The 26,487-nt window shown below is 39.4% G+C and carries 24 protein-coding genes and 1 pseudogene; 15 read left to right on the top strand and 10 right to left on the bottom strand.

All coding sequences use genetic code 11. From position 1 onward, the window contains the following. Positions 1 to 21: 21 nt before the first annotated feature. A complete protein-coding gene (locus tag AACH28_RS03320; RefSeq protein ID WP_286801976.1) occupies positions 22 to 1,425 on the bottom strand; it encodes an MFS transporter in 1,404 nt (467 codons plus the stop codon). 118 nt (positions 1,426 to 1,543) lie between these two features. Here AACH28_RS03320 and AACH28_RS03315 point away from each other — a divergent pair, with 118 nt between their 5' ends. Then, entirely contained in the window at positions 1,544 to 1,882 is a 339-nt protein-coding gene (locus AACH28_RS03315) for a helix-turn-helix domain-containing protein (RefSeq protein ID WP_286801978.1), read from the top strand. Between the two features lie 165 nt (positions 1,883 to 2,047). Here the strand turns inward: AACH28_RS03315 and AACH28_RS03310 are convergent, their stop codons facing one another. Further along, on the bottom strand, positions 2,048 to 3,040 hold the full coding sequence (locus AACH28_RS03310) for a 2-hydroxyacid dehydrogenase (RefSeq protein ID WP_286801979.1): 993 nt from the start codon (positions 3,038 to 3,040) through the stop codon (positions 2,048 to 2,050). A 134-nt stretch (positions 3,041 to 3,174) separates the two neighbouring features. Between AACH28_RS03310 and AACH28_RS03305 the strand changes: the two genes are divergently transcribed. Together AACH28_RS03305 and AACH28_RS03300 are read left to right on the top strand one after the other, a co-directional pair. After that, the gene (locus tag AACH28_RS03305; RefSeq protein WP_103290968.1) at positions 3,175 to 4,350 is read left to right on the top strand and encodes an IS4 family transposase; all 1,176 of its coding nucleotides are present in this window, start codon (positions 3,175 to 3,177) and stop codon (positions 4,348 to 4,350) included. A gap of 223 nt (positions 4,351 to 4,573) precedes the next feature. Next, a complete protein-coding gene (locus tag AACH28_RS03300) occupies positions 4,574 to 5,653 on the top strand; it encodes a nitronate monooxygenase (protein WP_341832241.1) in 1,080 nt (359 codons plus the stop codon). Between the two features lie 291 nt (positions 5,654 to 5,944). Here the strand turns inward: AACH28_RS03300 and AACH28_RS03295 are convergent, their stop codons facing one another. Further along, on the bottom strand, positions 5,945 to 7,120 hold the full coding sequence (locus AACH28_RS03295) for an IS4 family transposase (RefSeq protein ID WP_341830984.1): 1,176 nt from the start codon (positions 7,118 to 7,120) through the stop codon (positions 5,945 to 5,947). 84 nt (positions 7,121 to 7,204) lie between these two features. Here AACH28_RS03295 and AACH28_RS03290 point away from each other — a divergent pair, with 84 nt between their 5' ends. From AACH28_RS03290 to AACH28_RS03265, 6 genes and pseudogenes are all read left to right on the top strand, one after another. Then, on the top strand, positions 7,205 to 7,558 hold the full coding sequence (locus tag AACH28_RS03290; protein ID WP_341832240.1) for a response regulator: 354 nt from the start codon (positions 7,205 to 7,207) through the stop codon (positions 7,556 to 7,558). Next, positions 7,551 to 8,687 carry a HEAT repeat domain-containing protein gene (locus tag AACH28_RS03285; RefSeq protein ID WP_341832239.1) on the top strand — a complete coding sequence of 379 codons (1,137 nt, stop codon included), beginning with the start codon at positions 7,551 to 7,553 and terminating at the stop codon, positions 8,685 to 8,687. The genes AACH28_RS03290 and AACH28_RS03285 overlap by 8 nt, the downstream gene beginning before the upstream one ends. Before the next feature lie 39 nt (positions 8,688 to 8,726). Further along, on the top strand, positions 8,727 to 10,163 hold the full coding sequence (locus AACH28_RS03280) for a glycosyltransferase (RefSeq protein ID WP_341832238.1): 1,437 nt from the start codon (positions 8,727 to 8,729) through the stop codon (positions 10,161 to 10,163). Between the two features lie 4 nt (positions 10,164 to 10,167). Next, positions 10,168 to 11,700 carry a YaiO family outer membrane beta-barrel protein gene (locus AACH28_RS03275; protein ID WP_341832237.1) on the top strand — a complete coding sequence of 511 codons (1,533 nt, stop codon included), beginning with the start codon at positions 10,168 to 10,170 and terminating at the stop codon, positions 11,698 to 11,700. Position 11,701: 1 nt separating this feature from the next. After that, positions 11,702 to 13,918, top strand: coding sequence for a DUF4838 domain-containing protein (locus AACH28_RS03270; protein ID WP_341832236.1), 2,217 nt, complete (start codon positions 11,702 to 11,704; stop codon positions 13,916 to 13,918). 165 nt (positions 13,919 to 14,083) lie between these two features. Further along, positions 14,084 to 14,764, top strand: a pseudogene (locus AACH28_RS03265) (MIP family channel protein); the annotation flags it as partial. Between the two features lie 93 nt (positions 14,765 to 14,857). On the opposite strand, the gene AACH28_RS03260 reads toward AACH28_RS03265, so the two are convergent. Next, a complete protein-coding gene (locus AACH28_RS03260; RefSeq protein ID WP_286843777.1) occupies positions 14,858 to 15,883 on the bottom strand; it encodes a low specificity L-threonine aldolase in 1,026 nt (341 codons plus the stop codon). Between the two features lie 266 nt (positions 15,884 to 16,149). On the opposite strand from AACH28_RS03260, the gene AACH28_RS03255 reads away from it, so the two are divergent. Next, complete coding sequence (locus tag AACH28_RS03255) at positions 16,150 to 16,668, top strand: VOC family protein (protein WP_286770710.1); 519 nt, start codon at positions 16,150 to 16,152, stop codon at positions 16,666 to 16,668. Between the two features lie 11 nt (positions 16,669 to 16,679). On the opposite strand, the gene AACH28_RS25470 is transcribed toward AACH28_RS03255, so the two are convergent. Both AACH28_RS25470 and AACH28_RS03250 read right to left on the bottom strand, forming a co-directional pair. Next, positions 16,680 to 17,033 (bottom strand): DUF2809 domain-containing protein, encoded by a 354-nt coding sequence (locus tag AACH28_RS25470; RefSeq protein ID WP_407073640.1) that lies wholly within the window; start codon positions 17,031 to 17,033, stop codon positions 16,680 to 16,682. Between the two features lie 56 nt (positions 17,034 to 17,089). After that, complete coding sequence (locus tag AACH28_RS03250; RefSeq protein ID WP_341832235.1) at positions 17,090 to 17,605, bottom strand: hypothetical protein; 516 nt, start codon at positions 17,603 to 17,605, stop codon at positions 17,090 to 17,092. A gap of 51 nt (positions 17,606 to 17,656) precedes the next feature. On the opposite strand from AACH28_RS03250, the gene AACH28_RS03245 reads away from it, so the two are divergent. Next, the gene (locus AACH28_RS03245) at positions 17,657 to 18,127 is read left to right on the top strand and encodes a hypothetical protein (protein WP_341832234.1); all 471 of its coding nucleotides are present in this window, start codon (positions 17,657 to 17,659) and stop codon (positions 18,125 to 18,127) included. Positions 18,128 to 18,260: 133 nt separating this feature from the next. Here AACH28_RS03245 and AACH28_RS03240 read toward each other — a convergent pair whose 3' ends face one another. Then, a complete protein-coding gene (locus AACH28_RS03240; protein ID WP_112374319.1) occupies positions 18,261 to 19,283 on the bottom strand; it encodes an IS5 family transposase in 1,023 nt (340 codons plus the stop codon). A 96-nt stretch (positions 19,284 to 19,379) separates the two neighbouring features. On the opposite strand from AACH28_RS03240, the gene AACH28_RS03235 reads away from it, so the two are divergent. Then, positions 19,380 to 19,838 carry a hypothetical protein gene (locus tag AACH28_RS03235; protein WP_341832233.1) on the top strand — a complete coding sequence of 153 codons (459 nt, stop codon included), beginning with the start codon at positions 19,380 to 19,382 and terminating at the stop codon, positions 19,836 to 19,838. A gap of 5 nt (positions 19,839 to 19,843) precedes the next feature. On the opposite strand, the gene AACH28_RS03230 is transcribed toward AACH28_RS03235, so the two are convergent. Beyond that, a complete protein-coding gene (locus AACH28_RS03230) occupies positions 19,844 to 21,178 on the bottom strand; it encodes a GH1 family beta-glucosidase (RefSeq protein WP_341832232.1) in 1,335 nt (444 codons plus the stop codon). 337 nt (positions 21,179 to 21,515) lie between these two features. Between AACH28_RS03230 and AACH28_RS03225 the strand changes: the two genes are divergently transcribed. Further along, complete coding sequence (locus tag AACH28_RS03225; protein ID WP_341832231.1) at positions 21,516 to 22,712, top strand: IS110 family transposase; 1,197 nt, start codon at positions 21,516 to 21,518, stop codon at positions 22,710 to 22,712. Between the two features lie 332 nt (positions 22,713 to 23,044). Here the strand turns inward: AACH28_RS03225 and AACH28_RS03220 are convergent, their stop codons facing one another. Further along, a complete protein-coding gene (locus AACH28_RS03220; RefSeq protein WP_286751961.1) occupies positions 23,045 to 23,767 on the bottom strand; it encodes an SIMPL domain-containing protein in 723 nt (240 codons plus the stop codon). Between the two features lie 180 nt (positions 23,768 to 23,947). After that, the gene (locus AACH28_RS03215) at positions 23,948 to 24,454 is read right to left on the bottom strand and encodes an RNA polymerase sigma factor (protein WP_046673512.1); all 507 of its coding nucleotides are present in this window, start codon (positions 24,452 to 24,454) and stop codon (positions 23,948 to 23,950) included. A 349-nt stretch (positions 24,455 to 24,803) separates the two neighbouring features. On the opposite strand from AACH28_RS03215, the gene AACH28_RS03210 reads away from it, so the two are divergent. Both AACH28_RS03210 and AACH28_RS03205 read left to right on the top strand, forming a co-directional pair. Further along, positions 24,804 to 25,535 (top strand): hypothetical protein, encoded by a 732-nt coding sequence (locus AACH28_RS03210; protein WP_341832230.1) that lies wholly within the window; start codon positions 24,804 to 24,806, stop codon positions 25,533 to 25,535. Between the two features lie 10 nt (positions 25,536 to 25,545). Beyond that, positions 25,546 to 26,202 carry a response regulator transcription factor gene (locus AACH28_RS03205; RefSeq protein ID WP_286751959.1) on the top strand — a complete coding sequence of 219 codons (657 nt, stop codon included), beginning with the start codon at positions 25,546 to 25,548 and terminating at the stop codon, positions 26,200 to 26,202. Positions 26,203 to 26,487: the final 285 nt, after the last annotated feature.

Below are 26,487 nucleotides of genomic sequence, written 5' to 3'. Positions count from 1 at the left end.
AAACCCCATACAAATTACCTGCTATTTTACCTTTTGTGAAGGTAAATAAGCTATAAAACCTAGGACAAATAAGAGCAATATGACCGATAGTGCGATCGAGTAACCATAAGCTGATGAAATATGCTGCCAAATGAAAAATTTATTTTCTTTTTGATGTAGAAATACACCGACGATAAATGTGATTCCCAGGCATATTGATAATTGTTGTATCGTAAGATAGATGGCAGATCCGACGGAAATTAATTTTTCATTGAGGTCTTTTAAGGCAAGAGTCATTAATGCAGGTAGTACACTACCGCAACCAATGCCGTAAAAAAAGAACAGGGTATGTATCTGGTAGTTATTTAAAAGCATCCTATTAAAAATGAAAAGATGTGCAACAAATCCCAAAATCATGATGCCTAATCCATAAAGCACCACAATTTTTCCATGACGCTGTACCAACTTGCTGACCATAACGCTTGCCAATACATAACCTATACCTTGATAAACAAAGGCAATTCCGGTCATTGTTGCTGTATAATTCTTTTGATTTTGAAGGTAATTGGAATTTATGATAAAATAAGCGTCCTGTACCATATAGTAGGCTAATGCGGCCAGCAGACCCAAATTGAAAACCCGATTATTGAATAAGGTGAAATTGAGTACGCTAGGATAGCCCATCTTTTCTAATTTACGCTGTTTTTTTAGAAATAGCTGGACAAAAACAAGCGTTGTTCCCAGGACCAGCAGTGACCATATTGGCCATTTCAAGTCAGGCCCCATGATTAATGGAAAAATTATTCCCATTAAAAGCGTAAATAATGTTACCATTGGTTTAAAAGAAACAGCGGATTTAACGTAGACTTGATCGTTAGCTGTATAACGATAGACAGCAAAGCAGGCGACCACCCCAATGGGAACATTAATTAAAAAGATAAGACGCCAGCTTTCATGTATCCAGGTCTGGTCGGGAAGTATTCCGCCCAATAATTGACCGATGACAGAAGCGATGCCTGCTATACTCCCATAAATACCCAATGCCATTGATCTCTTCTCGGGATTTTCAAAACGTAAGGTGATCAATGCGATACCCTGTGGAACCATCAATCCAGAACTAATCCCTTGGATCAATCTTCCGGCCAATAAAATGTAAAGATTATCGGCTAAGCCACATAAAAGAGAGGCTACTGTAAAACCAGCCATGCCAATTAAATATAATTTCTTCTTTCCATAATGATTTCCGGCATTCCCTGCATTGATTAGAAGACTTGTGTAACCAATGATATATAGTATTATGATCCATTGCGTATCACTATTGCGTAGATGTAGCGCATGTTGAACCGTGGGAAGAGAAACATTAATGATAAAAAGATCGATGACGAAAAGAAATATACCCGTTGAAAGGAGGAAAATATGAAGTAGATCCTTAATTTGAAAGCGCATATAGAAAGTTTTTAATAATTTTACGATTAAAAATAGTTTGGATATTTTTTGCAATCAAGTAGTTATAAATGATGTACTTGGTATGTTTTTATGAACTAATGGTCAGTATGAGGAGATTATGAAGGAAAAAAAAAGTGAAAATTTTGGAGCCTGGTGTGATGTCAACGGAATTTTTAAGATAATTGGCGGAAAATGGAAAGTTTTGCTCATTAAGGCTGTTGCCAAACAATGCCCCAAAAGATTTGGAGAACTACGGCGGGAAATGGAAGATCTGGCGCAAACGACCTTGACCGTTCAACTCCGTGAGCTCGAACGTGATGGTATTTTATGTAGACAGATTTATGCTGAATCTCCACCACGTGTGGAGTATAAACTTAGCGAATTAGGTAAAACTTTACTGCCGGTCATTGAAAGACTTGATGAGTGGTGGTGTGATTACAAACGCGAAAGGGGATAGGCATTTAGTTTATATTCCCTTTCGCTACTCATTTTTGCTGATGCCTAATGAGACAATTGTACCGATGATACAACAGTTTGCATCCATTCTGTTTCTTTAAAAGGTGCATTTAGCCACAACATTGCTAATAGCGCTACCTCAAAATAAATTTGATGGGAAGTCTTGTTAAAGCATGACCTCGGCGTCAGTGATTCCTTTGGTTGATAGGTCTGAGATGCTCCTTAGTGTTCTTTGCGAAATTTCGGTTAATGCTTCTGTGGTGAAAAAAGCTTGGTGTGCCGTCACTAAGACATTCGGATAACTCATCAATAATTGTATTGTTTCATCTTCAATAATTGTTGTCGATAAGTCTTTAAAAAACAACTTTTCCTCTTGTTCATAGACATCAATACCCAGTAAACCAATTTTTCGTTCTTTGAGTGCTTTAATGACATCTTGGGTGTTGATCAGATTGCCTCTGCTTGTATTAATAATAGTAACGCCGTCTTTCATTTTCCCCAATGACTCGCTATTGATGAGGTAGTGGTTCTCGGAGGTTAGGGGACAATGAAGTGAAATGATATCTGATTCTTTAAAGAGCTCATCCAATGATTTGTAATTGACACCCTGTGTTGTAAGCTGCTGATCGGGATATAAGTCATAGGCAATTATTTGTGCCCCAAATCCCAATGCAATTTTGATAAAGGCCTTTCCAATTTTCCCCGTTCCAATAACGCCAATTTTTTTCTGGTGAAGATTAAATCCTAAAAGGCCATTCAATGCAAAATTTTGCTCCCTTACGCGGTTATAGGCTTTATGGGTTTTACGATTCAATGTCAATAACATTGCTATTGTATGCTCTGCAACTGCCTCTGGGGAATAAGCCGGGACCCGACATACCTGAATGCCAAACTCCTTTGCCGCCTCCAGGTCAACATTGTTAAAACCAGCACAGCGTAATGCAATCAGTTCGACACCTTTTTGAGCAAGTACTTCAATCACTTGTCGGTTTAGTTTATCATTGACAAATGCGCAGACCACTTTCTCATCTTCAATAGCATTGACAATATGTGGACCTAAATGCGTTTCAAAAAAATTAAACTGAAATCCATAAGCGCTGTTTTCCTGTCCAAAGAATAATTTGTCGTATGGTTTAGTCGAAAAGAAGGCGATTTTCATAAAATTGTTTGTTACGTAATAGAATACCATAAATATACAGTATAAATCACTTGCGTCCTAAACGTTTAAAAAGTGGCGGTGTTTGGATATAGCAAAGTTGCTATATTTAAATTGCAAAATTATAACACACCGCCATGATAAATTTAAATGTTTTTAGTCAGATTTTATCTCTTATCGACCGCGAATTATTCAAAGATTTGGTTTCAAAGCACAAAAGTGATAAACACCAGAAAGGGATCAACAGCTGGACGCATCTAGTCAGTATGCTTTTCTGTCATTTTTCCTCGGCAGATTCGGTCCGGGATATTAGTAACGGCCTACGCAGTACCACTGGTAACCTGAACCACTTAGGTGTAGTAAGAGCTCCAAGTAAGTCTAATATATCCTATATCAACACACACCGTACCCATGAACTTTTCAAAGATCTTTACTATTCTGTTTTGGATAGGCTTTGGCAAAAGGACACCCATTTTCGCAAAGATCTTGGTCAGCTAAAGCGTAAAGTATATCTGATGGATGCAAGCATCATCCCCTTATGTCTATCTGTATTTGACTGGGCAAAGTTTCGCAGCACCAAAGGTGCCGTAAAGCTGCACACTGTCTTGGATTATGATGGCTGCCTACCTGTTTTTATGCAGATTACCGATGGAAAAGTACATGAGAGCCAGCGAGCCGGTAGTTACAGTTTTTCTAAGGGAAGCGTGGTGGTAGTGGACCGTGGCTACGTGGATTACAGCTGGCTTGGGGATTTGGACAGCAGGGGGTGTTATTTCGTTACCAGGAGTAAAGTTAATATGAAGTACAAGGTTATCAAGTCCTATCAGAGTGAAGCACTCATGGAAAAGGGGATCCTTAAGGATGAGCTCATTGAGCTATCCGGTGCTGCCTGCAATAAATACAACGGCAAGCCGCTACGCCTAGTCCACTTTTGGGACAGCACCACTGGCAATGAGTACCACTTTTTGACCAATAATACGAAGTGGAAGGCTTCTTTGGTGGCAAACATCTATAAACAACGCTGGCATATCGAAGTCTTCTTCAAGCATCTAAAGCAGCGCTTAAAAGTATCGACATTCATAGGGACTTCTGAAAATGCAGTGATGATCCAGATCTGGACTTCACTCATTGGCATATTACTGTTAAAATACTTACAAAAAAAGGCCAAATATGACTGGAACCTGTCCAATCTGGTCGCATTCATCAGAATGAATATCTTCGTGAAAATAAACATCTGGCAATGGATAGATGATCCCTTTCTCAGGCCGCCTATAAAAGGAAAAAAGGGACAGCTAAAGATCTTCGCAGATTGAAAAATAGGGGTCAATATCGAAATGATGAAAAAAGCTATGCCTGTACCACAGAAATCCAATCCTAAAATTTATTTAGGACAGATGTGAGTATAAATAGCTTATTTGGAACTTCCGTTGTAGGATGTTTCCCAATAGTTATCACATCATTTAACAAAAAATAAGCTAAATTAGACGCATTACATCGATCGTTATACAAATTTTAAGACTATTAAATTGTCCCGATATGCAGTGGTCAAATCAACTCACAAGATCAATAGGTATTGAATATCCGATTATCCAAGCTCCAATGTTTGGTGTTACGACACCAGAAATGGTCATTGCAGCCTCGCGTGCTGGAGCGCTCGGTTCGTTATCTTTGGGTGATCTGCCGCCAGAACGTTGCAGCGAACTTATTCGTTTGACTGCCGAAAATCTAAAGCGGCCTTTCGCGGTCAATATTTTTGTCAATAATATTCCCAAGGTTTCATTCGATTTAAGGAAACAGTATAGTGAAACAAAAACTTTCGTGGAGCAATTAGCCGCGCAGCACGACTTGAAAGTAACCTTACCCGAGCTTGATAGTATCCATTTGACCGATTACAGGGAACAGATTGACGTAATCATCACCCATCGGTGTAAAGTTGTGAGTTTTACGTTTGGAAATTTGGATACAGAAAGTATAAAACGATTGAAAGACAATGATGTTACTCTTATTGGTACATGCACCTCGGTGGCAGAAGCAATCGCTTTGGAAGAATCTGGCATTGACATCATCTGTGTACAGGGACTAGAAGCAGGGGGACATCGCGGAAGTTTTGACGAGACTCCAATACCGGCGATTGGCGGACTTTCACTACTACCGCAGGTAAAAGAGCATGTCCATGTTGCCCTTATTTATGCCGGTGGTTTATACAACGCTAGTACATTGCATGCTGCAAAGCTCTTAGGTGCAAGTGGCTTCCAGGTGGGTAGTTTATTACTCAAATCTAAGGAGAGCGCGCTCCTGGACTTTGAAAAAGCGCGTCTTTCAGGCGTTAATGAATCAGACATCGTATTAACGAGGAGCTTTTCAGGGCGCTACGCCAGAGGTATAAAAAATAAATTCATTGAAGCTTTAGAAGCCGCTCAAAAGATTTTGCCCTATCCTTATCAAAATAAACTCACAGGCGAATTAAGAAGAGTAGCAAGGATAAATAGAAATGCTGATTTTATCAACATTTGGACCGGACAATCGATACATTCTTACAGTGAACTTTCTACTGCAGATATCATTCGTTCCTTGATCGAAGAAGTTGAAATTTTACATACTAGTTTAGTTGTTTAACAATAAACACGAAATAAGCTATGTCAATATATTGTCATTTAAGAGATAACAATCCTTAAAACCTGCGTTTAAATTATTTAAATCCACCTGTAGTTGTTAATCTACAAGACATTTTCTTTTTTTTTCGAAACTTTGTCTCACCGTGAAAAACTAAAAATCTACCGCTATGGAGAACGAAAAAAAGAGAATTCTTGTTATCGAAGATCACATCTGTCCTAAATAAATTTTAGGATTGGATTTCTGTGGTACAGGCATAGCTTTTTTCATCATTTCGATATTGACCCCTATTTTTCAATCTGCGAAGATCTTTAGCTGTCCCTTTTTTCCTTTTATAGGCGGCCTGAGAAAGGGATCATCTATCCATTGCCAGATGTTTATCTTCACGAAGATATTCATTCTGATGAATGCGACCAGATTGGACAGGTTCCAGTCATATTTGGCCTTTTTTTGTAAGTATTTTAACAGTAATATGCCAATGAGTGAAGTCCAGATCTGGATCATCACTGCATTTTCAGAAGTCCCTATGAATGTCGATACTTTTAAGCGCTGCTTTAGATGCTTGAAGAAGACTTCGATATGCCAGCGTTGTTTATAGATGTTTGCCACCAAAGAAGCCTTCCACTTCGTATTATTGGTCAAAAAGTGGTACTCATTGCCAGTGGTGCTGTCCCAAAAGTGGACTAGGCGTAGCGGCTTGCCGTTGTATTTATTGCAGGCAGCACCGGATAGCTCAATGAGCTCATCCTTAAGGATCCCCTTTTCCATGAGTGCTTCACTCTGATAGGACTTGATAACCTTGTACTTCATATTAACTTTACTCCTGGTAACGAAGTAACACCCCCTGCTGTCCAAATCCCCAAGCCAGCTGTAATCCACGTAGCCACGGTCCACTACCACCACGCTTCCCTTGGAAAAACTGTAACTACCGGCTCGCTGGCTCTCATGTACTTTTCCATCGGTAATCTGCATAAAAACAGGTAGGCAGCCATCATAATCCAAGACAGTGTGCAGCTTTACGGCACCTTTGGTGCTGCGAAACTTTGCCCAGTCAAATACAGATAGACATAAGGGGATGATGCTTGCATCCATCAGATATACTTTACGCTTTAGCTGAACAAGATCTTTGCGAAAATGGGTGTCCTTTTGCCAAAGCCTATCCAAAACAGAATAGTAAAGATCTTTGAAAAGTTCATGGGTACGGTGTGTGTTGATATAGGATATATTAGACTTACTTGGAGCTCTTACTACACCTAAGTGGTTCAGATTACCAGTGGTACTGCGTAGACCGTTACTAATATCACGAACCGAATCTGCCGAGGAAAAATGACAGAAAAGCATACTGACTAGATGCGTCCAGCTGTTGATCCCTTTCTGATGTTTGTCACTTTTGTGCTTTGAAACCAAATCTTTGAATAATTCGCGGTCGATAAGAGATAAAATCTGACTAAAAACATTTAAATTTATCATGGTGGTGTGTTATAATTTTGTGATTTAAATATAGCGATCTCGCTATATCAAAACACCGCCATTTTTTAAACGTTTAGGACGCAAGTGATCGAAGATAATGAAATTCTATTGAGCACAATGCAATTTGTTCTTGTAAGAGAAGGGTATGACCTCTTACTGGCAAAGTCCGGTAAAGAAGCCCTTTCGCTGGTTTCGGATGAAACCATTGATTTGGTCATAACAGACCTGGCATTACCCTTTGCTAATGGTTACGAAATAATCGATCGCATTCGGAAAAGCAGTACGAATAACCAGGTGCCCGTTATTATTATTTCAGGCTATCGAGATGACAACAGCATTGTTGAAGGTTTCGAAGTAGGAGCCAACGATTATATCAAAAAACCTATTTCGCCGTCTGAACTGATATCCCGTGTACGATTAAGAATAGGTCATGCTTAGTAAAATAGAACATACGATTCATAGCATCCGATCCTTTTTTGAGGGTGAGGGTTGGCCTATTTTGGTTACGATAGCGCTTGTGTTGAGCTTTCTATTTTGGGTAAGCTGTCTTGTCGGTATTGCTATCTTTTATTATCGCGACTATCGGTATCGCCTATATCATGCTAAAATATATCCTGTATTGCGAGATTTTATCTATGAACACATTTTGATTGATAATAGGAATAGCCATTATCCGGTGGATAAACTAGCGTTGGATCTTCATAAGCCGATCATTCAGAAAGTGGTCCGTCAAATATTGCATGAATATATTTTTACTATCGGTGGAGAGAAAGGAAAAAATATGCGGAGTTTATTTAATGAATTGGGCTTCGATAGAGAAGCGCAATACGAAATAAGACACGAGAGCCACCATGTGGCAGCCACAGTAAGATCTTTGGCCGATTTAGCATTGATGAAGGTCGAAATCCAGGATGCGGTTTTGATGCAGCTGATGAGTAGCCCACGCATTGAAATTCGGGTAGCGGCCTTTAAATATCTTTTGCAGGTGCGGGGTGAAATATCCTTCGATCAGGTTTTTTCTGGTATTGCAGGAATTACTGACCTGGATGCACTTGATATCTATCAAACAATTGTCTCAACCGATTATGTGGGATCTTACGTGTTCTCTCAATGGCTGGACGGCGCTCAATCTTTTTCAATCAATAGCCTTATGATGGACCTCATGGTCTATTACCAGCAATTGGATGAAAAAAAATTATGGCAGCTCATCGTTTCAGCTCAGGATGCTAAAACGCTACACAAAGAGATCAACTCATTGGGCAAACTCCTGGCGAGAGATAGCGAAAGTCGGTTAGTGGATTTTTACACCATCGAGCAGCCCTTAAATGTCAAGATAGAGATTGTAAAAGCATTGGGGCGTCTTGGTCAAGGAAAATCGATCGATCTTTTAGAGAACATCTTCAACGATAAAAGTACAGTATTGGCACTACGAAAACACGCTTATCGTTCCCTGCTCGCGCAAAAGCCTTACAGTGCATCAAGTTTACGTAAAATTGAAACTGCTGAAAATTTGGACGATTATAAGCTTATACGTTATGTTAGTCACCCTATGGTTCACTATATATAGATTGCTAGCTTTTGGTTCCATAACACAAAAGTATTGCATATGAAACATTTTATATTTTCAATAGAATTTGTTTTCGGATTTTATTGTCTCTTGCTGTTGATTGTATACGTCATGTTGTTTCGGATGTCATCCATATCGATCCGGAAGAATCTTCGGAAGAGAAATTCCCGACGTGTGCAGACATTAATGGAGTCTGAAATTGCTCCAGGGGTAAGTATTGTCGCACCAGCATATAATGAATCGGTTACAATCGTGAACAATGTACGTTCGCTGATGACACTGTTTTACTCCAGATACGAGGTCGTTATTGTGAATGATGGCAGTAAAGATGATACATTTGAGAAGCTCATTAAAGAGTTTGATCTGGTCCAGGTAGACTTTTTGGTTGACTATTTGGTGCCATGTAAGGAGATTAAAGCAATCTACAAATCCAGGGACATCTCTCATAAACGACTAACGATCGTTGATAAAATAAATGGGGGTAGTAATGCCGATGCGGTAAATGCTGGAATTAATGTAGCTTCCTTTCCTTATATTTTAGATACCGATGTGGATTGTGTGCTCGCCAATGACACCCTGGTTCAATTAATCGAAGCTGTACTGGATTCGAAGGAACGTGTAATCGCTGTGGGCGCAACACTACGGATGTCAAACTCCAGTTATGTGGATTCCGGTATGTTGGTGGAAGCTGCATTACCCAAACCCATATTGGCCCGTTTTCAGGAAATGGAATACATTCGATCATACCTGTTGGGTAAAATGGGCTGGAATTACCTTAACTGTATTCCCAATGTTTCTGGGGGATTGGGATTGTTTGATAAAGAGATTCTCATTGCTGCGGGCGGATATGATTCTAATTCCTTGGGCGAGGATATGGAGATGGTAACCAGAATGTGTATGACCATGTGTGACAATAACCAAAAATACGAGGTCAAGTATATTCCGCAGACGCTCTGTTGGACTGAGGGGCCTGACAGCCTCAAGATGTTAACGCGTCAACGTGTACGCTGGGCGCGGGGTTTGATGCAAATTATGCGCATACATCGTAAGGCCTTTTTTAATCCAAAGTACAAAAGGTTTGGACTCATCGTTTTTCCATACAATGCCATTTTCGAATTTTTTGCCCCTATTATGGAGATTTTAGGTATTTTCTTTTATATCTACCTCATCCTAACACATGGCATTAATTGGCCAATGGCTATTCTTTTATTGATCTTCGTCTATATGTTTTCGGTCTTTCTGACAAGTTTTTCCATTTTACTGGACAATTATGTCTATAAATATTACAAACGGCGAAAAGATATTATAAGGTTATGCCTCACCGCATTTATAGAACCATTTGTTTATCATCCCATTATCGTTTATAGCTCGCTTAAGGGCTATGTCCAAGAACTTTTTGGGAAAAAGCATGCCTGGGGGGAAATGACGCGAAAAGGCACCTTAACTCCTTTGCCCTCTGATCACATTAAAAAGTAGAAAAATGAAAAAATTAATCCTATCTGCGCTAATTTTTTGTTTGCTATTTTTGTCGCAAGTTGTACATGCACAGGTTAACTGGCAAAATAAAACATACGACGTTGACAGCTTGGTTCCAAAAGCCGCTGGCTACCTGCGAGCAGGAAGAGTGGGGGAATCCATTGCATTGAGCCAAACCGTATTATCAAAATATCCTAAATACACGGATTTTAGGTATATCTTGGGATTGAGCTATCAGAAGATGGGGCGAGCCGACTGGGCGATTCCCTATTTTGAAGCAGTGGTTTCGAGCGAGCCGAGCTACAGAGATGCGTATCTTTCATTAGCTGCACTATATGAGTCTTCTAATCAGCCTGAAAAAGCAACGATTACCTGGCAATCCGCACGTAAACGGTTTCCGATGGACGCTGAAATCATCAGGTTGTATAGCGAATTTGAACATAGGAAGTTAACACGTGACCGTGATGCGTGCATCGATATCTGGTATAAAAGGGGACGGAATTTCGTCGAAAAGGGAGATGTATTTCAAGCATTGGCTTATTCGGACAGTATACAACATGTTGATCCTGCAGACAATCGTTTCTTATACCTGCGATCAAGTGCTTTTATGACGAATAGAGAATACGGGAAAGCGAAGACTGATTTCGAAACTTTATGGAGCAGAGGTGACAGTTCGATTTTTGTTACCGAACAATTAGCAAACATTGCAGCACTAAACAAAGATTATTCAACGGCATTGGGTTATATGAATCAGCTGGTAGCGAAGATGCCAGAAAATGTACAATATCAGCATTTGACCAAAGTTTACCGCGAGAATATGCCTTATAAGTTTTATATTGGAGCAAATCATATGCAAAGTTCGCAAGATCGGCCAAATGGACATTTCTTTATTTCAGGTCTGGAATATGGCCAAAAATTAGGGGAGAAAAATACACTTATCGGACAGTTTAATTACGGGAATAGACGTGGTGAGAAAGGTTATCAGGTCGGTTTGGATGCTTGGCTTAACTACAGTAAAAATATATATGCCTATCACCAGATAGCTTGGGCTGATGGTAGTGTTTTTCCAACATGGCGCGCATCTTATAGCCTATATCGGGAAGCGGGATTGTGGCTCTTCGATTTCGGAGGAAGGTATGTTCGTGCAAATGACAATACAAATAATTACGGACTTGTCGCTTCGGCAGGCCGATATTTTGGGCCAACTTTTGTCTATTTAAGGGGATTTTTGTTACGTGATGAACAGCGATGGAACCAAGCCTACTCCCTCGCGATCCGACATTATTATAACAGTGAAAAACCGGATTCCTATGTCACACTAATCGGTAATGTGGGGACTTCGCCAGATGATCCATCGCGTTATCAATTCCTAAACAACCGTTTCAATTTTTTATCCCGATCAATTAATGCAGGCTGGCAACATCGCATAGATGCTTGGGGTTTTACACTCATGGGCGGTTGGAGCTATTACAAAGTTGCTGAAAATAGATTTATGAACCAGTATGATCTAAATCTATCATTAAGGAGATATTTTTAATATGATGTGGAAGTTTATGTTAGGTCTATTGTCTTTGGTAACGATAGTTCAGGGTAAGGAAAGAATGGTATTGGTGGACAATGGGAAAACGGATTATGTCATCCAGGCGGATGCAAATGATCCTGTTGTACAAAAAGCTGCTGCGGTGATAAACACCTTTACAAAAGAAAGCACAGGTGTAGATTTTGCAATACAAGCCAAAGTTGATGATACACATGCCATTATTTTGGAAAGAAGCCCAATAACAAATGCGTCCCCTGAAGACAGTTATTCGATTGAAGCTGTAGGAAAAAATATTTACATCAAAGGAAGTGGTAGAGGTGTAATATTTGCGGCGTACCGTTATGTCAGGGATGTTATTGGTGGGCGAAAGTGGTATACAGGTAAAGAAAGTACCGATGTTCCAAAGTGTACTGCGTTATATGTGGATGCCGATTTAAAAATCTTTTCAAAGCCTAATTTTCAATTTAGAGAAGTTTATTTCCCTGTGGAATTGGATCAGGAGTACATGGACTGGTATGGCCTACATAATTTGGAAGATAGATGGGGGGACTGGGGCCATACCTTCAGTAAAATATTGCCACCATCGATTTACTTTAAAGATCATCCGGAATATTACGCGCTGTATGATGAGAAGCGCCAACCGATTCAGCTCTGTCTTTCCAATGAAGAAGTTTTTACTCATACAGTCGCTTACTTTAAGAAAAGGATGCTTGAAAATCCAACGGCTATCTATTGGTCCATAGCAGCCAATGACGACATTGGAAGCTGTACTTGCGATCTTTGCCAAGCCATTGATAAGCGCGAAGGAGGAGCACAGGGCTCCTTGATCCACTTTGTGAATAGGGTGGCCGGAAAATTTCCAGACAAGAAATTTACGACGCTGGCGTATCTCGAATCGGCTAATGCTCCAGCGCATCTTCGCGTCGCAGATAATGTTTCGGTTATATTAAGTAATATCGATGCTTTTCGGAAAAATGATATCAGTAGTGAATATTCTGCAGCAACTTTCCGTAGACAATTGGGCGCTTGGAAATCGAAAGCGAAGCATGTGTTTGTATGGGATTATTTGACTCAGTTTACCAATTATCTTGCCCCATTCCCCATTCAAGGAACGATGCAGAAAAGCATGCAATATTTGAAAGGACAAGGGGTAGAAGGGGTATTCTTACAAGGTGGCGGAGCGACCTATAGTGATATGGCGGAGTTAAATGCTTATATTTTGGCTAACCTTGCCTGGGATACAGATGGTCGTTCAGAAGAGCAATTGACAGATGAATTTATTGAGGGCTATTATGGTAAGGCTGCGCCATTTATTAAGAAATATCTCGATCTGCGAAGAAATCACTTGCCTGGAGCTTCCTCCGCTTTGTCGATTTATGGAAATCCAATTGATAATAGAAAGGATTTTTTGAGTCCCGAAGCTATGGATCAATACAGTACATTGTTAGAAAAAGCTGAAATTGCAAGTGAAGGAAATCCTTTATTAGAATCGCGTATTAGACGTGTCGGTTTAGGCTTGGATTACACCTACTTGCAACAAGCACGGTTCTATGGTCCGCATCAGCATGGTATCTTTGAGCAAGACGGCGACCATTGGGTTGTAAGACCTAATGTAAGCCGTAAAGTCACTCAATTTATTAAAGACGCCAAAAGGCTGGGGGTAATAGAACTTGCCGAAGGGGGGGCGTCACCTGATGCTTATGCAAAAGAATGGAGCGAAATATTCAATGCTGGAGTCAGAACGAACAAAGCTTCACAAGCAAGTATAAAACTGAAAAATCCATTCGATCCTTCCTTCCCTGCCAATGGTTTGGAAACCCTCTCCGATAGTGTCCCAGGATACATGGATTATAGCTACAACTGGTTGCTATGGAATGGGGAGCCGATGGATATTACGTTTGATTTTGAACAGGAAAAACACATCGATACAATTGAGCTTAATTTTCTAAAGGATGTCCGACATTGGATATTTTCACCAAAGGAAGTCCGCATTTCGGTATCCAAAAATGGCGAAGATTTTCAAGATGTGCTGCTGAGGAAACTTGAATCTCAGGAGGAAGATTATACAGTGGAGAAGGTTCGCTATCGAGCTTTGATAAACGACCGTGTTAAGGTCATTCGAGTCTATGCTGAGCCCTTAGCAAAATTACCTGAATGGAGGTATCATCCGAAACGGAACGCGCTTATAGCCTGTGATGAAATATGGATAAACTGATGTTGAAGATGTATCTATAGAACTGATTTTAATAGTGTGTGGATATTGTTCTACAATAAATTTTTTAGTGCTTTAATTTAATACGGAAAATGATTAAATTAGAGTTAACTAAGTTATAAACAGATTCATATGGAAATTAAAACATCTTAAAAATTTGTTGCCGAACTAATTGGAACATTTGGTTTGGTACTTTTTGGTTGTGGAGCTGCCGCTATTGCAGGGGCCAATACCACAGCTGGACTTTCTGGCCTTGGCCTTTTGGGTATTGCAGTTGCCTTCGGCCTTTCGGTCGTGGTTTTTGCTTATGCGATCGGAGGAATCTCAGGTTGTCATATCAATCCTGCCGTTACGGTTGGTGTATTATTGGCGGGTAAAATGTCTGCTAAGGATGCAATTGTGTATATCATTGCTCAATTTATTGGCGCACTTTTGGGAGCATTTGTTCTTCAACAGATTTTGAGTGGACAGCTGGCCGGCTTTACTGCAGGTGAATGGGCCTATGGCTCCAACGGATGGGGAAAGGGTTATCAAAACGAGTATGGTACTGCTTCTGCCTTTCTGATCGAAGCAGTGTTAACGTTTCTTTTTCTATTTGTGATATTAGCGACAACCTCTAAAGTAGGTAACAGTACAATGGCTGGACTTGCAATCGGTTTTACACTGCTATTAATCCACCTCGTTGCTATCCCTGTAACGGGTACATCCGTTAACCCCGCACGTTCATTTGGTCCTGCCATTTTAGCGGGGGGGCAAGCTTTGTCTCAGCTATGGTTATTTATCGTTGCGCCGCTCGTGGGTGCTGCAGTTGCAGCGGTTGTTTGGAAAGCGTTGGAACCTAAAGACTAATTTTTTTCATTTTATCGGATGCGTCCAATGGGTACAACATACCTATTGGACGCTTTCATTTAGGAGTGATTGATAAGCCTAGAGGCAGGATCACTAAGATTTCAATATGGCCTCCATAAAACTTGCAACCTGCTCCTCGTCGGTGGCCCAGGAGGTAATCAGGCGAATAGCAGCATAATCATTATCTATTTCCTTCCAAATATAAAACTGGTATTTCTGACTCAATGTCTCTATGACAGATTTGGGTAAAATCGGGAAAATTTGATTAGTGGTTGAGTCTGTCAAAAATGAATGGCCTTTTTCTTTGATCACCTGAGCGATCCGCATAGCGTAGGAATTTGCTTTTTGCGCTAGTTCAAAATATAAATCATCTTTAAAGAGCTCGAGAAACTGAATGGATAAAACCCGGCCCTTGGCAAGCAAAGCGCCCTTCTGCTTGATTGCATAGTCAAAATCCAGTGCCAATTCGGGTTTATTAAACACTACGGCTTCACCTAAAAGCGCACCGTTTTTCGTCCCGCCAATATAGAATACGTCAGCATAATTTCCAATGTCTTTCAGTGTTAGATCGTTGTTTTCAGCCATCAAAGCATGCCCCAACCGAGCTCCATCCAGATAAAGTAAAAGATGATGTTCTCGACAACATACATAAAGTGCTTCCAATTCTGTCAGCGTATAGATCGTGCCAATTTCAGTCGAATTGGAAATATACACTATTCTTGGCTTTACGACATGTGGTGCCAGTGCATGTTCCTTTAACGTTTTTGTAATATCCTTCGGCGTTAGTTTTCCATCAAGTGTTTCGACAGTAATGACTTTGTGTCCAGTTGCTTCGATAGCGCCAGTTTCATTGGCCGATATGTGCCCCGTTTTTGCGCTAATTACGGCTTCATGGATACGTAAGAGAAAGGATAGCACAAGTAGATTGGTCTGTGTTCCGCCAGATAAAAAGTAAACAACAGCTTGCTCGTTCGCTATCTTTTTCTTCAAAATGCTTTTTGCTGCTTTAGCATATTCATCTTCGCCATAGCCGGCTTGTTGTATCAGATTTGTTTCAATAAGTTTATCTAAAATGCGGGGGTGCGCCCCTTCGGAATAATCGTTTTTAAAATTATACATAACGCTGTTTTTTACTTCAGATGCTATTTACTAAGTACGTCAAACGCATTACCAGGATGATAAATGAATCTTGACCGAGTCAAATGTATAAATACAATATCGTTTTTTAACAATCTGAGCAGGAAAAAAATGGGATAAAAGCTATGAATATAACATTCTGAGCGTATAAGAAAAGAATATGTTGTTTTGCACTGTAAATGTTTTTTCAAAACTTATGATTAAATTTGGGAGAGGAGGTAGAAATAAATATTTATCCTTATCAAATTATGAAAAGAGTCGTATTTGTTGCGAGTATTTCGCTGGCGTTTGGAATGGGGTACGCCTTTAATACCATGAGCAATTTGAACCGACCTGTCGAGTTAAAAAGAGTAACTGGTATAGGCGGAATTTTCTTCAAGTGCAAAGATCCTAAAAAATTAAGGGCCTGGTATGCCGATCATCTGGGACTGGCAACAAATTCTTACGGCGCTGTATTTGAGTGGTATCAGGGTGCTGATAGTACGAAAAAAGGATTTACGCAATGGAGCCCTTTTAAAGAGAGTACAAGCTATTTTGGTCCCTCGGACAAAGACTTTATGATCAATTATCGGGTTGCCGATATTGAACTTCTAATCGATCAATTGAAGAAGGAGGGAGTTACGGTACTTGATAAGATCGAGTCCTTTGACTATGGCAAATTTGTTCATATCATGGATATTGAAGGAAATAAAATAGAGCTTTGGCAGCCGAATGATGTTGCTTATGAAAAGATGGGCATCGATATGGGGGCCAAAACGACAAAATAGGTCTATTCAGTTCACAACGCAGGGTCTGTTTTTAGCAAATGATCTTTAAGATAATCAAGAAATGCAGCTCCAAGCGCTCCCAGGAAATAAGCCCTTAAATCTGACCAGAGAAATCCTTGTCCAAATACGAGGCGCAAAAGTGAATTGCTCCTTATCCATAAAAATAGGGGCAATTGGACAAGTTGTAAAAATTCAATGGTAAAACAGAATAGAATGGTAATGATACAGTAGGAGAACAGTGATTTTTTAATAAATATTAAGCGTGATAACCAATACACCATCATGGCATAAAGCACATCGCCACATATAGGCGGTATGACAGATATTTTACGTGAGATTAAACCCAAGAGTAGAGTTGTCACCATTAGGACCAAATACTGAATTTTTGCCGCGCTTTTCATTTCGTATATCGATGCCAAATTTATTGCCTGGAATAGGAAATTGTTTCAACAGGATTTCCAAAGATCTTTTTGTTCCCCTTTGTCTTCACAAATCTACCCTGTTGTGCTATTGCACTAGCGATGGAGAAAATGACATTTGTGTCGTTTTGGGGGTGTATTGTAGCGAGTAGCTGTCTATTTTGATCGAACAGCTGAAGCTGGTTAACCAAAGCATGGTTTATTTCCATGATGTAGATCTCTTTCAGTGGAATAATGCTATCCTCTTTTTTCTGCTGCCTGATAGATAAGTTCGCACTGTCAACTTGTACTTCAATCTTGGGATTGATTAATTGCAAGATGACGACGAGTGGACCAATGATAACAACCGCAACCAATATCCCCAAGCCCTTCGCCGAACCAAAATTATTTGCCGCATCGGCCATCCCATTTATACCACCGAAGATCATATAACATAGTATAAATACAACAACTAAATAAATTAATCCAAAGATTAAGCCCTTTTTAACCTGATGTGATTTAAACTGAAAAGTCTTCATACGATACGCTTTGATTTTTTACATATATATTAATTAAAGATATTTATATTTATGCAATCAGAGAGATATTATGTTAAACATTTTTTCATTTTGTTCGAGCAGGTAGTGGAAAACAACATTGAAATTAAGAGAACCAACTTCCAACGGAAATCAGATTATTTTCAACTGCTGATGTATATGCTATGCTCAGTGCTGGGTGTTGTCAGTATATTTTGGGATTGGAAAGCAAGTATCCCAGCTGTAATGTGTACAATTTTTGTGTTAATAATACGACGTAAGGTTGACATTTTGTCTAATATGAGCTGGTTTATTTTTGGATTTATTGCTGTTGCATTGCTTTTGTCCTGGATTTTTCATCTGTCTTTTGGTCTGTTTGTGCTTCAGTGTGCATTATTTGCAACCGTTAAACTTGCCATATCAAAATTTAGAGAGATTGGTCAAGATCACACTGATATTATCTTCTCTTTAAATGCCATTGAGTTCTCTTGTCTATGTCCCGAAAACAGCGATTATAAGGGCTAAGACCGTTGCAAAATAATGTTGATATTTTCTGATCGGTTATTTTTGCTTTTTTTTTGCAGTTTTTTCCGATTTGGATTCGGAAATCTAGTTGCGTTTTCTTGAAAAATCCTCTTTTTGAGGCCTTTTCAACTGCTTAATTTGTGTTTTTTATTGCATTGGACACAAGTATCCCAGGTGATCTGTAAAGATTGTACGCCATGGCTTCCATTAGATTTTGTGTATGCATTTTGGCGATCCCCTTATACCTTGCACAGCTTGAGTTGAACCATCGCCGGATGCTCCCGAAGGTCCGTTCAACTTTGAACCTGATCTTGCCGATCAGTTTGTTTCTTAACTTCTCTCTTTCGGTTAACGCTGTTCCTTTCTTTGCCTTATGCAAGATCCTGCTTTTTAGCTTTCCTGATTTGATCAATTCCTCATTTTTAGAGGAACGATATCCCTTGTCAGCATAGATATGGATGCCCTTTGGAAGGTCAGCCGAAGATATTACCTGTTGAAGATTGGCAATTTCATTTACATTTGCTGGAGTGGTTACCACGCCCAGAACCAGGCCTTCTGTATCGGTGACATAATGCTTTTTATAGCCATAACGTGTTTTCCCAGCCTTCTTTATCCAACGAGCTTCATGGTCAACACCCGGGCTCTCTTGTTGGATCAATAACTGTTCACTATTCTCTTTATCCAGCTCAGAATCTTCGCGAGGATGTTCACTACGGTCACTTTCGATCTCGTAAATAACTTTGCCTTTTGGTTTTAGCGGAGAATCAACAATACTGGCATCAACGATAGCTCCACGTTTTACCAATATTTTATGTTTATTCAACTGCTTGTTCAGCTCCTTGAATAGATTCTCATAAACACCCTTTTCTGTCAGCGAGCTGCGAAAACGGCTAATAACACTGTGATCGGGAACCGAATCGTCCAAACTGATGCCAACAAAGCGACTAAAGGAGATACTGTCGTTTATACGGTCTTCTACTTCGTAGTCACTCAGACCATACCAGGTCTGTAGAAGTGTCATTTTGAAGAGGACAAGACCAGAATAACTAGGGCGTCCCATTTTGCTTTCCCCTTTGTGGTAATGCTTGTTGATAATATTTGAAATCGGACGCCAATTTACCAATGTATTGATCTGATCGAAGAATTCCTGCTTGATTTTCCGTCTTTGAACCATGTAATCAACAAAGCTAACTTTTTCTGTCTTTTCCATACCTTAAATATAACGAAAATCAACAAGAAACAAATTAAAAAATTGAATATCAATAAAATAAAAACCAAATACTTTTGCAACGGTCTTGGCTATGCAATAAATCCCATGGGCTATAAAAAGCGATTTCAAATGGCAGATATTCGCTCTGTACAACGCGATCACAAAAATCTACTTATCATATTAAAAGAACAGATCGTCCGCCCCCGCGAACTTCGACAGGAAGAGATAGAGCTCATTCTTACGTATTTTAGAAAAAATAAGGCCGATCTTATTCATGCGGTAACCACCGAAAGGATCCTCCAGGAAGAGGATCGTGTCTATTGGATCAAGCTGATTGTTTTTGCTTTGCCCTGTCTGTTGGCGGTATGCGCAATCTATATTTTTGCTGATAACGGGCGAAATTCATTAATCAGCGTATGTATCATTATTGGGGCAATACTTGTAGCGGTAATTTTATTAAAAATCACGAATTTGATTTATCATCATGGTGAGAAAAAGTAATTTTTTTATTTTAAGAAGTCCGCATACCAATGCCCAGAGGATTTGATGATACGTTGTTGATTTTTGAAATCAACATACACCAGTCCAAATCTTGGCCGATATCCTTCAGCCCATTCGAAGTTGTCAAGAAAAGTCCATACAAAATAGCCCTTGACATTTATACCTTCCTGTTTCGCACGATAAACTTGTTGCAATGCTTCCTGTAAATAGGAAACTCTTTTAGGATCATGTACTATACCATTCTCGGCTTTATCCGGAAACGCGGCGCCGTTTTCGGTAACAATTAAAGGCGGCATGTTTTGGTAGGTACTGAATTTTTTGAGCATATGATAGATGGACGCTGGGTAAACCTCCCAGTTCATTTCAGTTAAATCAACTTTACGCTCTTTTGCGGATACTATTTTTGCTTGGAGATAAGGAACGAACATGGCGTATCGTATAACCTCCCGCGTATAATTCTGTATCCCAATGAAATCCATATCAAATTTCAGGTCTCTTTCATCATTAAATTTAATATACTTCTCAATTCTATTCAGTATTTTAATCTCCTGAGTAGGATAGCCCATTCCTAAGAGAGGTTCTATAAACAGACGATTGAGTAATACGTCTGCTTTTTTTGCTGCTTTAATGTCCTTGTCTCTCGATGTGAATGGTTCGACATGAGAACATGAAAATGTAGTTCCAACCTGACTGTCGGGCTGGATCGATTTGATGATTCGACATCCCTGTGCTTGTGCCAATGCCGCATGATGCGCGGCGGCCAAAAAATTACCCAGACCTTTTCGTTCCGGAGCATGCACGCCAAAGAAATAACCTGCGGCAGTGAATACGGTAGGCTCATTGAGAACCATCCAGTTTTTAACACGATCACCGTAGGTATGCACACATTTGGAAACAAATTCGCCAAACCAATCTTTTACATCACGGTTCACCCAGCCACCTTTTTTTTCTAATGCATGGGGAAGATCCCAATGGTATAAGGTAACCCAAGGGGTGATCCCTAGTTCGAGCGATAGGTCGATCAATCGATCATAAAAATCCAAACCTGATTGATTTACTTCACCGATTCCACCCGGGAAAATACGGCTCCATGATAAGGAGAATCTATAATTAGGAATATGCATTCCTTTCATTAGATGGAGATCCTGGACGTAGCGATTATAAAAATCGCAAGCCTCATTACCATGTTGATTTTGAAATATACGGTTCCTTTTTTGTACAAAGATATCCCAAATAGAAGAACCTTTGCCATGTAAATCATGCGCACCCTCGATCTGATAGGCAGCTGTAGACACTCCCCAAATAAAATCTTTGCCAAAAGCATCTTTGGTTAAAAGCATTTATAAAATAAAATTATCGGACCTCAATGCCGTTTAAAAACAATTAGGTCTTGTGGAATCTCAAGGGTGAATAGAATGAACTGAATCGACCTAGAAAGATCCTAAATATAATTCGCTGGAAAAAATAGTTTATCGTTTTCATAATAGATACATTACTCCGTTGATTACATTGAACTATTGTATGATAAAGTAACGAAACGAAAATGAACTGTATATAAACTATGTGTTAAATTTACATTTAATTTTCCGATTACACACAAGCGGATAAAAATTGGCGAGAGCTATCGCAATCAAATCAAGTCCCGCTGCTTATCTTTATGTTGAAAAAAAAAGTTATATGAAAACAGCAGGACTTGACGTGCATAAAGATAGTATTTTTTGTGCGGTATTTAATGGGAAGCATTATTCGGATGTGGAGGTTTTCGAAACCTTCAGTACGGGCATTCGACAGTTGGGAGCCTACTTGAAGGCTGCGGGTGTTCTCCGAGTAGCGATGGAGAGTACCAGTATTTACTGGATCCCGGTCTGGAATATTCTCTCTGAAATGGGCTTTGATCTGATGCTGGTGAATCCCTTTTTAATCAAACAGCTGCCCGGCCGCAAAAGCGATGTAAAGGATGCACAGTGGATTGCCCAGCTACTTCACAAAGATATGCTTCGCGGGAGTTTTGTGCCCGGTGAGCGAATACAGGAACTCAGGAGCTACACCCGTTCCTATAGCAAGTTGCAGCAGCGGATAGTCCGTATGCTTACCAAAATGGACAATATCCTCGTACAGGCCGGAATCCGTTTGGGTAGTCTTGTGAGTGATATCGGAGGGAAAAGTATGCTGAGTGTCATTGATGCCCTGATAGCCGGGGAGCGTGATGCCGTACGTTTAAGCAAACTGGTCTATGCCAGTAAGAAGAACAAAGAAAACGGAAAGCTGGCAGCAGCACTAACCGGCTGCATGAAGGAGCACCACCGCTTCAACCTGCAGATGGCAAAAGCTGAATACGACCTGTTGATCAAGCAGTCTGCTGAGTATATAGAAAAGATTGAAGCTATCTGCCTGCGTGATTTTCCACGGCAGAGTGCCTTGCTAAAGACGATTCCCGGCGTTAGCCGTATCAGTTCCGCTGTGATCATCGCCGAGACCGGCGCAGACATGAAAGTTTTTGAAAACAGCGGTAAACTGAGCGGATGGGTCGGATTACGACCAAAGAATGATGAAAGCGCAGGGAAATATAAAAGTACAGCAATCACTAAAGGAAACAGATATCTCAAGCCAATACTGGTACAGGTTGCCTGGGCGGCAAGCCGCTGTAAAGGCTCCTATTTTAAAGACAAATTCAACCGTCTAAGTATAAGAAAATCCTCGAAAAAGGCCCTGATCGCTATCGCACGAAAAATATCCGTTGTTGTATGGAATATCCTAAAAGACTTAACCCCTTATAATCCGGCACTACAGGTGATCTACGAACCAGCCAAACTAGATGCCAGGATACGGTATCACCAAAAAGAAATGGAACGCATAGCGAAACTTAAACCATAACAATTTTTTGCGTAAAGGCCGGGTATCTTTATGGTGGCTAAAAGACCCCGTTTTTAAATTGGCCAATGCAAATGCCTATAAAAGGCTATAAGTACACAAGCATGAGTTAATGCCAGCCTTACGGCTGACCAAACTCGAAGAGGAAAATCGCAAAACCCAATGCGCAAGGGGACTGTATTATAGTTAATTTATAGAGGAAATATACGAAAAAAACACCGCGATGAATCATGGTATTTAACTTAGCCGTATGCTAATTCTAAGCAAGTTTTATCCGTAAGTACGATCTTACCAGAATGTCTAATTGGCGTAGATTCTTAATCCCAATTTTTGAGCTATCTAATTTCAAATTCCGTATATATTGTCCTTTTAAATTCTAAAACTTCGGGGGCTACTTTAAATCCTTCGCCGCCATAACCCTTGTTGAATGTTTCTAACGCCATCCCTGTTCTAAACTGCGTCGATTGGTTGGATGCGCTTCCGTCGTTCGACAAAAACAGCAGTTTGCCAATTTCGACATCTGCCCGAGATGCAAGTTTTTTTGCAGATTTTAATGCATCATCATAAGCAATAAGATCCGCTTCTCTTAAAATACTGTCTGCTTTGGAATGATCGAATGAGATGGAGCCTATTCCGCTTATTTTGGTCTCTAACAACTTGCCTGTTAATTCTGTAAATTTCGATAAATCATGTAAAACAAAATCGATTGTTTGTTGTGCTTGATACCCAATAAATTTATTGGTATTTCCGATGTATTGATAATCCTTATTTGCTGATACGCTGCTTGTTTTAATGTCTTCCTTTTTATTGCCGTATTTTTGGAGCAATGCAATGACCGTATCGACAGTTGCTTGAGTCTCTCTAACAGCGTCTACCATCCTTGGTTTTGTGAATGCCGTATTGATTGTCAAAGTGACTTGATCGGGCATTATCCTAATCTTTCCTTCACCACTGACACGAATTCTATTTTCACCTTCTTTTGCTGCCCGATCACAGGACAATACTACCATAATGCCACTCAAACATATAAAAAATAAAGTGATTATCTGTTTTTTCATAATTTTTGATGTTCAATCTATTAAATCAATAAGTTGTTCCCTAAATATCTAAATATAATGAATAACTAGGATATCCGCTAGGGTAAAATGCAGTTGAAGCATAGGCAGGTCTAAGTAATGGGAAATAAGATAAAAAAGCAGGTAATTACCTGCTTTTTTATCTTGAAAAGAGACCATTTTTTAATCAATACTTTTTGAATAAATCTTTAGCTGTTTTTGCAGTGCTTTCCTGGCCATATGTATACGTGTTTTGACCGTACCCTCCGGGATTTGCAGATGCTCTGCAATTTCATAATATTTAAATCCTTCCAAAAACATTGCAAAGGCGTTATAGTAATCTTTTGATAAACTATTGAGTGCGTGTTGTATATCAGAGGCTATAAAATTATTTTCACCGCGATTGGTTGTTATTTCATTATGATAACCTATACTTACATATTCATTGCGGTAATTCTCCAATCGTTTATTTCGAGTATATTGGTTAATATATGTATTTTTCATGATGATATAGAGCCAAGACATCAACTTTGGATGCTTCAGGAATTTTTCAATAGATCCCAATGACCTTACCATGGTCTCCTGAACCAGATCTTCTCGTTCATCTGGATCGTTTGTAAATTGCGCTGCCAAATATTTTAATGTAGGTCTTTTTTCCTTAAACAGTTGATCGATTGTTAAATTTTCCATATTATCAAGTTTTAAGTGTCTATCTTGGCTATATCACTACAATTAAGGTGCTAGAAAATAATTAAGAGGAAATGCGTTGACGCTGAATGGATCAAGCCGATTTATTACTTGTTTTATTTTAACAATCAGTTAGTCAATGCTTTATCCAGAATAACTATTCAGCTATCAGGCTGATGCTAAGCGTTATTCTGCATTAATAACAAGTGTTTTCCTGTCTCATTTCCCCCTTTTTTCTTTTTGTCGGACGTATTTATACGTAGTGTTTTAATAAGTACATTTTTGATGATTAAATAGATGTGAATATTTAAAACTGTTGATACGTTTAAATGGTTATTAGTTATGACATGTAATGAAAAACAATATGGGGGACGAAAACAAAAAACTATATTTTGAGCTATCAGAAGAGCCCATGGAACGATTGGAGAGCCTCAAAGAGCCTTCGGAATTAAAGCAGGTATGGGATGGTAGTCAAGAAGACTTTTATAAATCGATTATTAGGAATCAACAAGATGATATTGGAAAAATAGGACGGTATTTCCGCGATGAATTGGCTCAGGAACTTTACGGAATGCGTATATCTCTTCAGAATTTTACAAATCGCTATGGTGATTTTGAAGAATTACGCTGCTTACGTGATTCATTAAACACGTTGGTTATGGAGATTCGTAATAAAGCTGTATTGCTCTACAATCCGATACTGAATGATCTTGGCATTTTTCATGCAGTTGATGAGGCTGTGGCGAGTTATAGAAAACGATCGGGTTTTACAATTGACACCTTGCTAGATCCGCATTTAAGAGAATTGCATCATGGGGCACAAGTTCAGCTGTTTAAGTTACTTACGGCTATATTCCAGTATTTAAATGATGAGATTCCTTCACAGGCTATTTCAGTTTCGGTGCAGGTGATTGAATTTGAGATTTTAATTAAAGTGTCACCTTTTTTTAGCCAGGAGAAATCGCTGTCAACAATAAAACATGAACATAGTCCAATGCGTTTGATGAAGATTGCTGAACTCTATAATGCACGGATTATGAATCATACGCCGGCAACAGGTATTTTACTTATATTAACTATTTAAAAAAAGAATAATGATAAAAATCCTATTGGTTGAAGACCACATGGTTGTACGTAACGGAATAAAATTACTATTAGAATCGCAAGATGGATTTGAAGTTGTTGGAGAGGCGTCGAATGGAAAGGAGGCTCTTCAGTTCTTAAATTCTAATCCTGTTCCTGATATTGTCTTAACAGACATCAGCATGGAGGAAATGGATGGTATTGAACTATTACATGAATTAAAAAAACATTATCCGTCCATTAAAGTAGTAATACTGTCCATGTTGAATCAGATCAATTACGTTGTTGAAGCATTTGAATCTGGTCTTGCAGGATATTTGGTTAAAAACGTTGGCTATAACGAATTGCTTTTTGGATTAAATCATATCGCAAATGGGGGACGATACATGAGCGAGGAAATCGCAATGATACTATTGGACCAAGTTCGCTCTGGACAAAGCTATGCACAGGTATCAGGAGAACTACAGACAGATTTTGATATCTCCGATAGAGAGCTTGAAGTACTCAAATTAATTGCAGAAGGATACACGAATATTGAAATTGCCGATAAGATATTTTTAAGCAAGCGTACAGTTGAAGGACACCGTCAAAACTTAATCGATAAAGCGGGCGTAAAAAATACAGCTCATTTGGTCAAATTTGCATTTGAAAGAGGTATTTTGAATTAAAAATTTCCTGATGGCCCCATCAGGAAATTTGAAATCTACACCACTATATTTTATGCAGTTAGTTTGTTGCACGCAATTGCGCAAAGTTCACATAATTTAGCACAGTGCTGGCAATGTTCATGGGGATGCATAAAGCACTCCTCTGCACAGAGTGTACATAATTCAGCGCAAGTCTTGATAAGTCGTCGGCTATAGTAACTTTCCATAGCAAGAAGTTCGGCCACTGCTTTACAAACGACTGCGCATTCCATATCCAATGCAATACATTTTGCCATGGCTTGAAGG

Source organism: Sphingobacterium thalpophilum (assembly GCF_038396785.1).
GTDB lineage: Bacteria > Bacteroidota > Bacteroidia > Sphingobacteriales > Sphingobacteriaceae > Sphingobacterium > Sphingobacterium thalpophilum_A.
The sequence above is the reverse complement of the archived record's forward strand: the minus strand, read 5'-3'. Positions and strand labels throughout refer to the sequence as shown.

Bases quoted from the DNA above. Each gene is read 5' to 3' on its own strand.
- AACH28_RS03320 (WP_286801976.1), bottom strand. From the start codon at position 1,425: ATGCGCTTTCAAATTAAGGATCTACTTCATATTTTCCTCCTTTCAACG.
- AACH28_RS03315 (WP_286801978.1), top strand. From the start codon at position 1,544: ATGAAGGAAAAAAAAAGTGAAAATTTTGGAGCCTGGTGTGATGTCAAC.
- AACH28_RS03310 (WP_286801979.1), bottom strand. From the start codon at position 3,040: ATGAAAATCGCCTTCTTTTCGACTAAACCATACGACAAATTATTCTTT.
- AACH28_RS03305 (WP_103290968.1), top strand. From the start codon at position 3,175: ATGATAAATTTAAATGTTTTTAGTCAGATTTTATCTCTTATCGACCGC.
- AACH28_RS03300 (WP_341832241.1), top strand. From the start codon at position 4,574: ATGCAGTGGTCAAATCAACTCACAAGATCAATAGGTATTGAATATCCG.
- AACH28_RS03295 (WP_341830984.1), bottom strand. From the start codon at position 7,120: ATGATAAATTTAAATGTTTTTAGTCAGATTTTATCTCTTATCGACCGC.
- AACH28_RS03285 (WP_341832239.1), top strand. From the start codon at position 7,551: ATGCTTAGTAAAATAGAACATACGATTCATAGCATCCGATCCTTTTTT.
- AACH28_RS03280 (WP_341832238.1), top strand. From the start codon at position 8,727: ATGAAACATTTTATATTTTCAATAGAATTTGTTTTCGGATTTTATTGT.
- AACH28_RS03275 (WP_341832237.1), top strand. From the start codon at position 10,168: ATGAAAAAATTAATCCTATCTGCGCTAATTTTTTGTTTGCTATTTTTG.
- AACH28_RS03270 (WP_341832236.1), top strand. From the start codon at position 11,702: ATGATGTGGAAGTTTATGTTAGGTCTATTGTCTTTGGTAACGATAGTT.
- AACH28_RS03260 (WP_286843777.1), bottom strand. From the start codon at position 15,883: ATGTATAATTTTAAAAACGATTATTCCGAAGGGGCGCACCCCCGCATT.
- AACH28_RS03255 (WP_286770710.1), top strand. From the start codon at position 16,150: ATGAAAAGAGTCGTATTTGTTGCGAGTATTTCGCTGGCGTTTGGAATG.
- AACH28_RS25470 (WP_407073640.1), bottom strand. From the start codon at position 17,033: ATGGTGACAACTCTACTCTTGGGTTTAATCTCACGTAAAATATCTGTC.
- AACH28_RS03250 (WP_341832235.1), bottom strand. From the start codon at position 17,605: ATGAAGACTTTTCAGTTTAAATCACATCAGGTTAAAAAGGGCTTAATC.
- AACH28_RS03245 (WP_341832234.1), top strand. From the start codon at position 17,657: ATGCAATCAGAGAGATATTATGTTAAACATTTTTTCATTTTGTTCGAG.
- AACH28_RS03230 (WP_341832232.1), bottom strand. From the start codon at position 21,178: ATGCTTTTAACCAAAGATGCTTTTGGCAAAGATTTTATTTGGGGAGTG.
- AACH28_RS03225 (WP_341832231.1), top strand. From the start codon at position 21,516: ATGAAAACAGCAGGACTTGACGTGCATAAAGATAGTATTTTTTGTGCG.
- AACH28_RS03220 (WP_286751961.1), bottom strand. From the start codon at position 23,767: ATGAAAAAACAGATAATCACTTTATTTTTTATATGTTTGAGTGGCATT.
- AACH28_RS03215 (WP_046673512.1), bottom strand. From the start codon at position 24,454: ATGGAAAATTTAACAATCGATCAACTGTTTAAGGAAAAAAGACCTACA.
- AACH28_RS03210 (WP_341832230.1), top strand. From the start codon at position 24,804: ATGAAAAACAATATGGGGGACGAAAACAAAAAACTATATTTTGAGCTA.
- AACH28_RS03205 (WP_286751959.1), top strand. From the start codon at position 25,546: ATGATAAAAATCCTATTGGTTGAAGACCACATGGTTGTACGTAACGGA.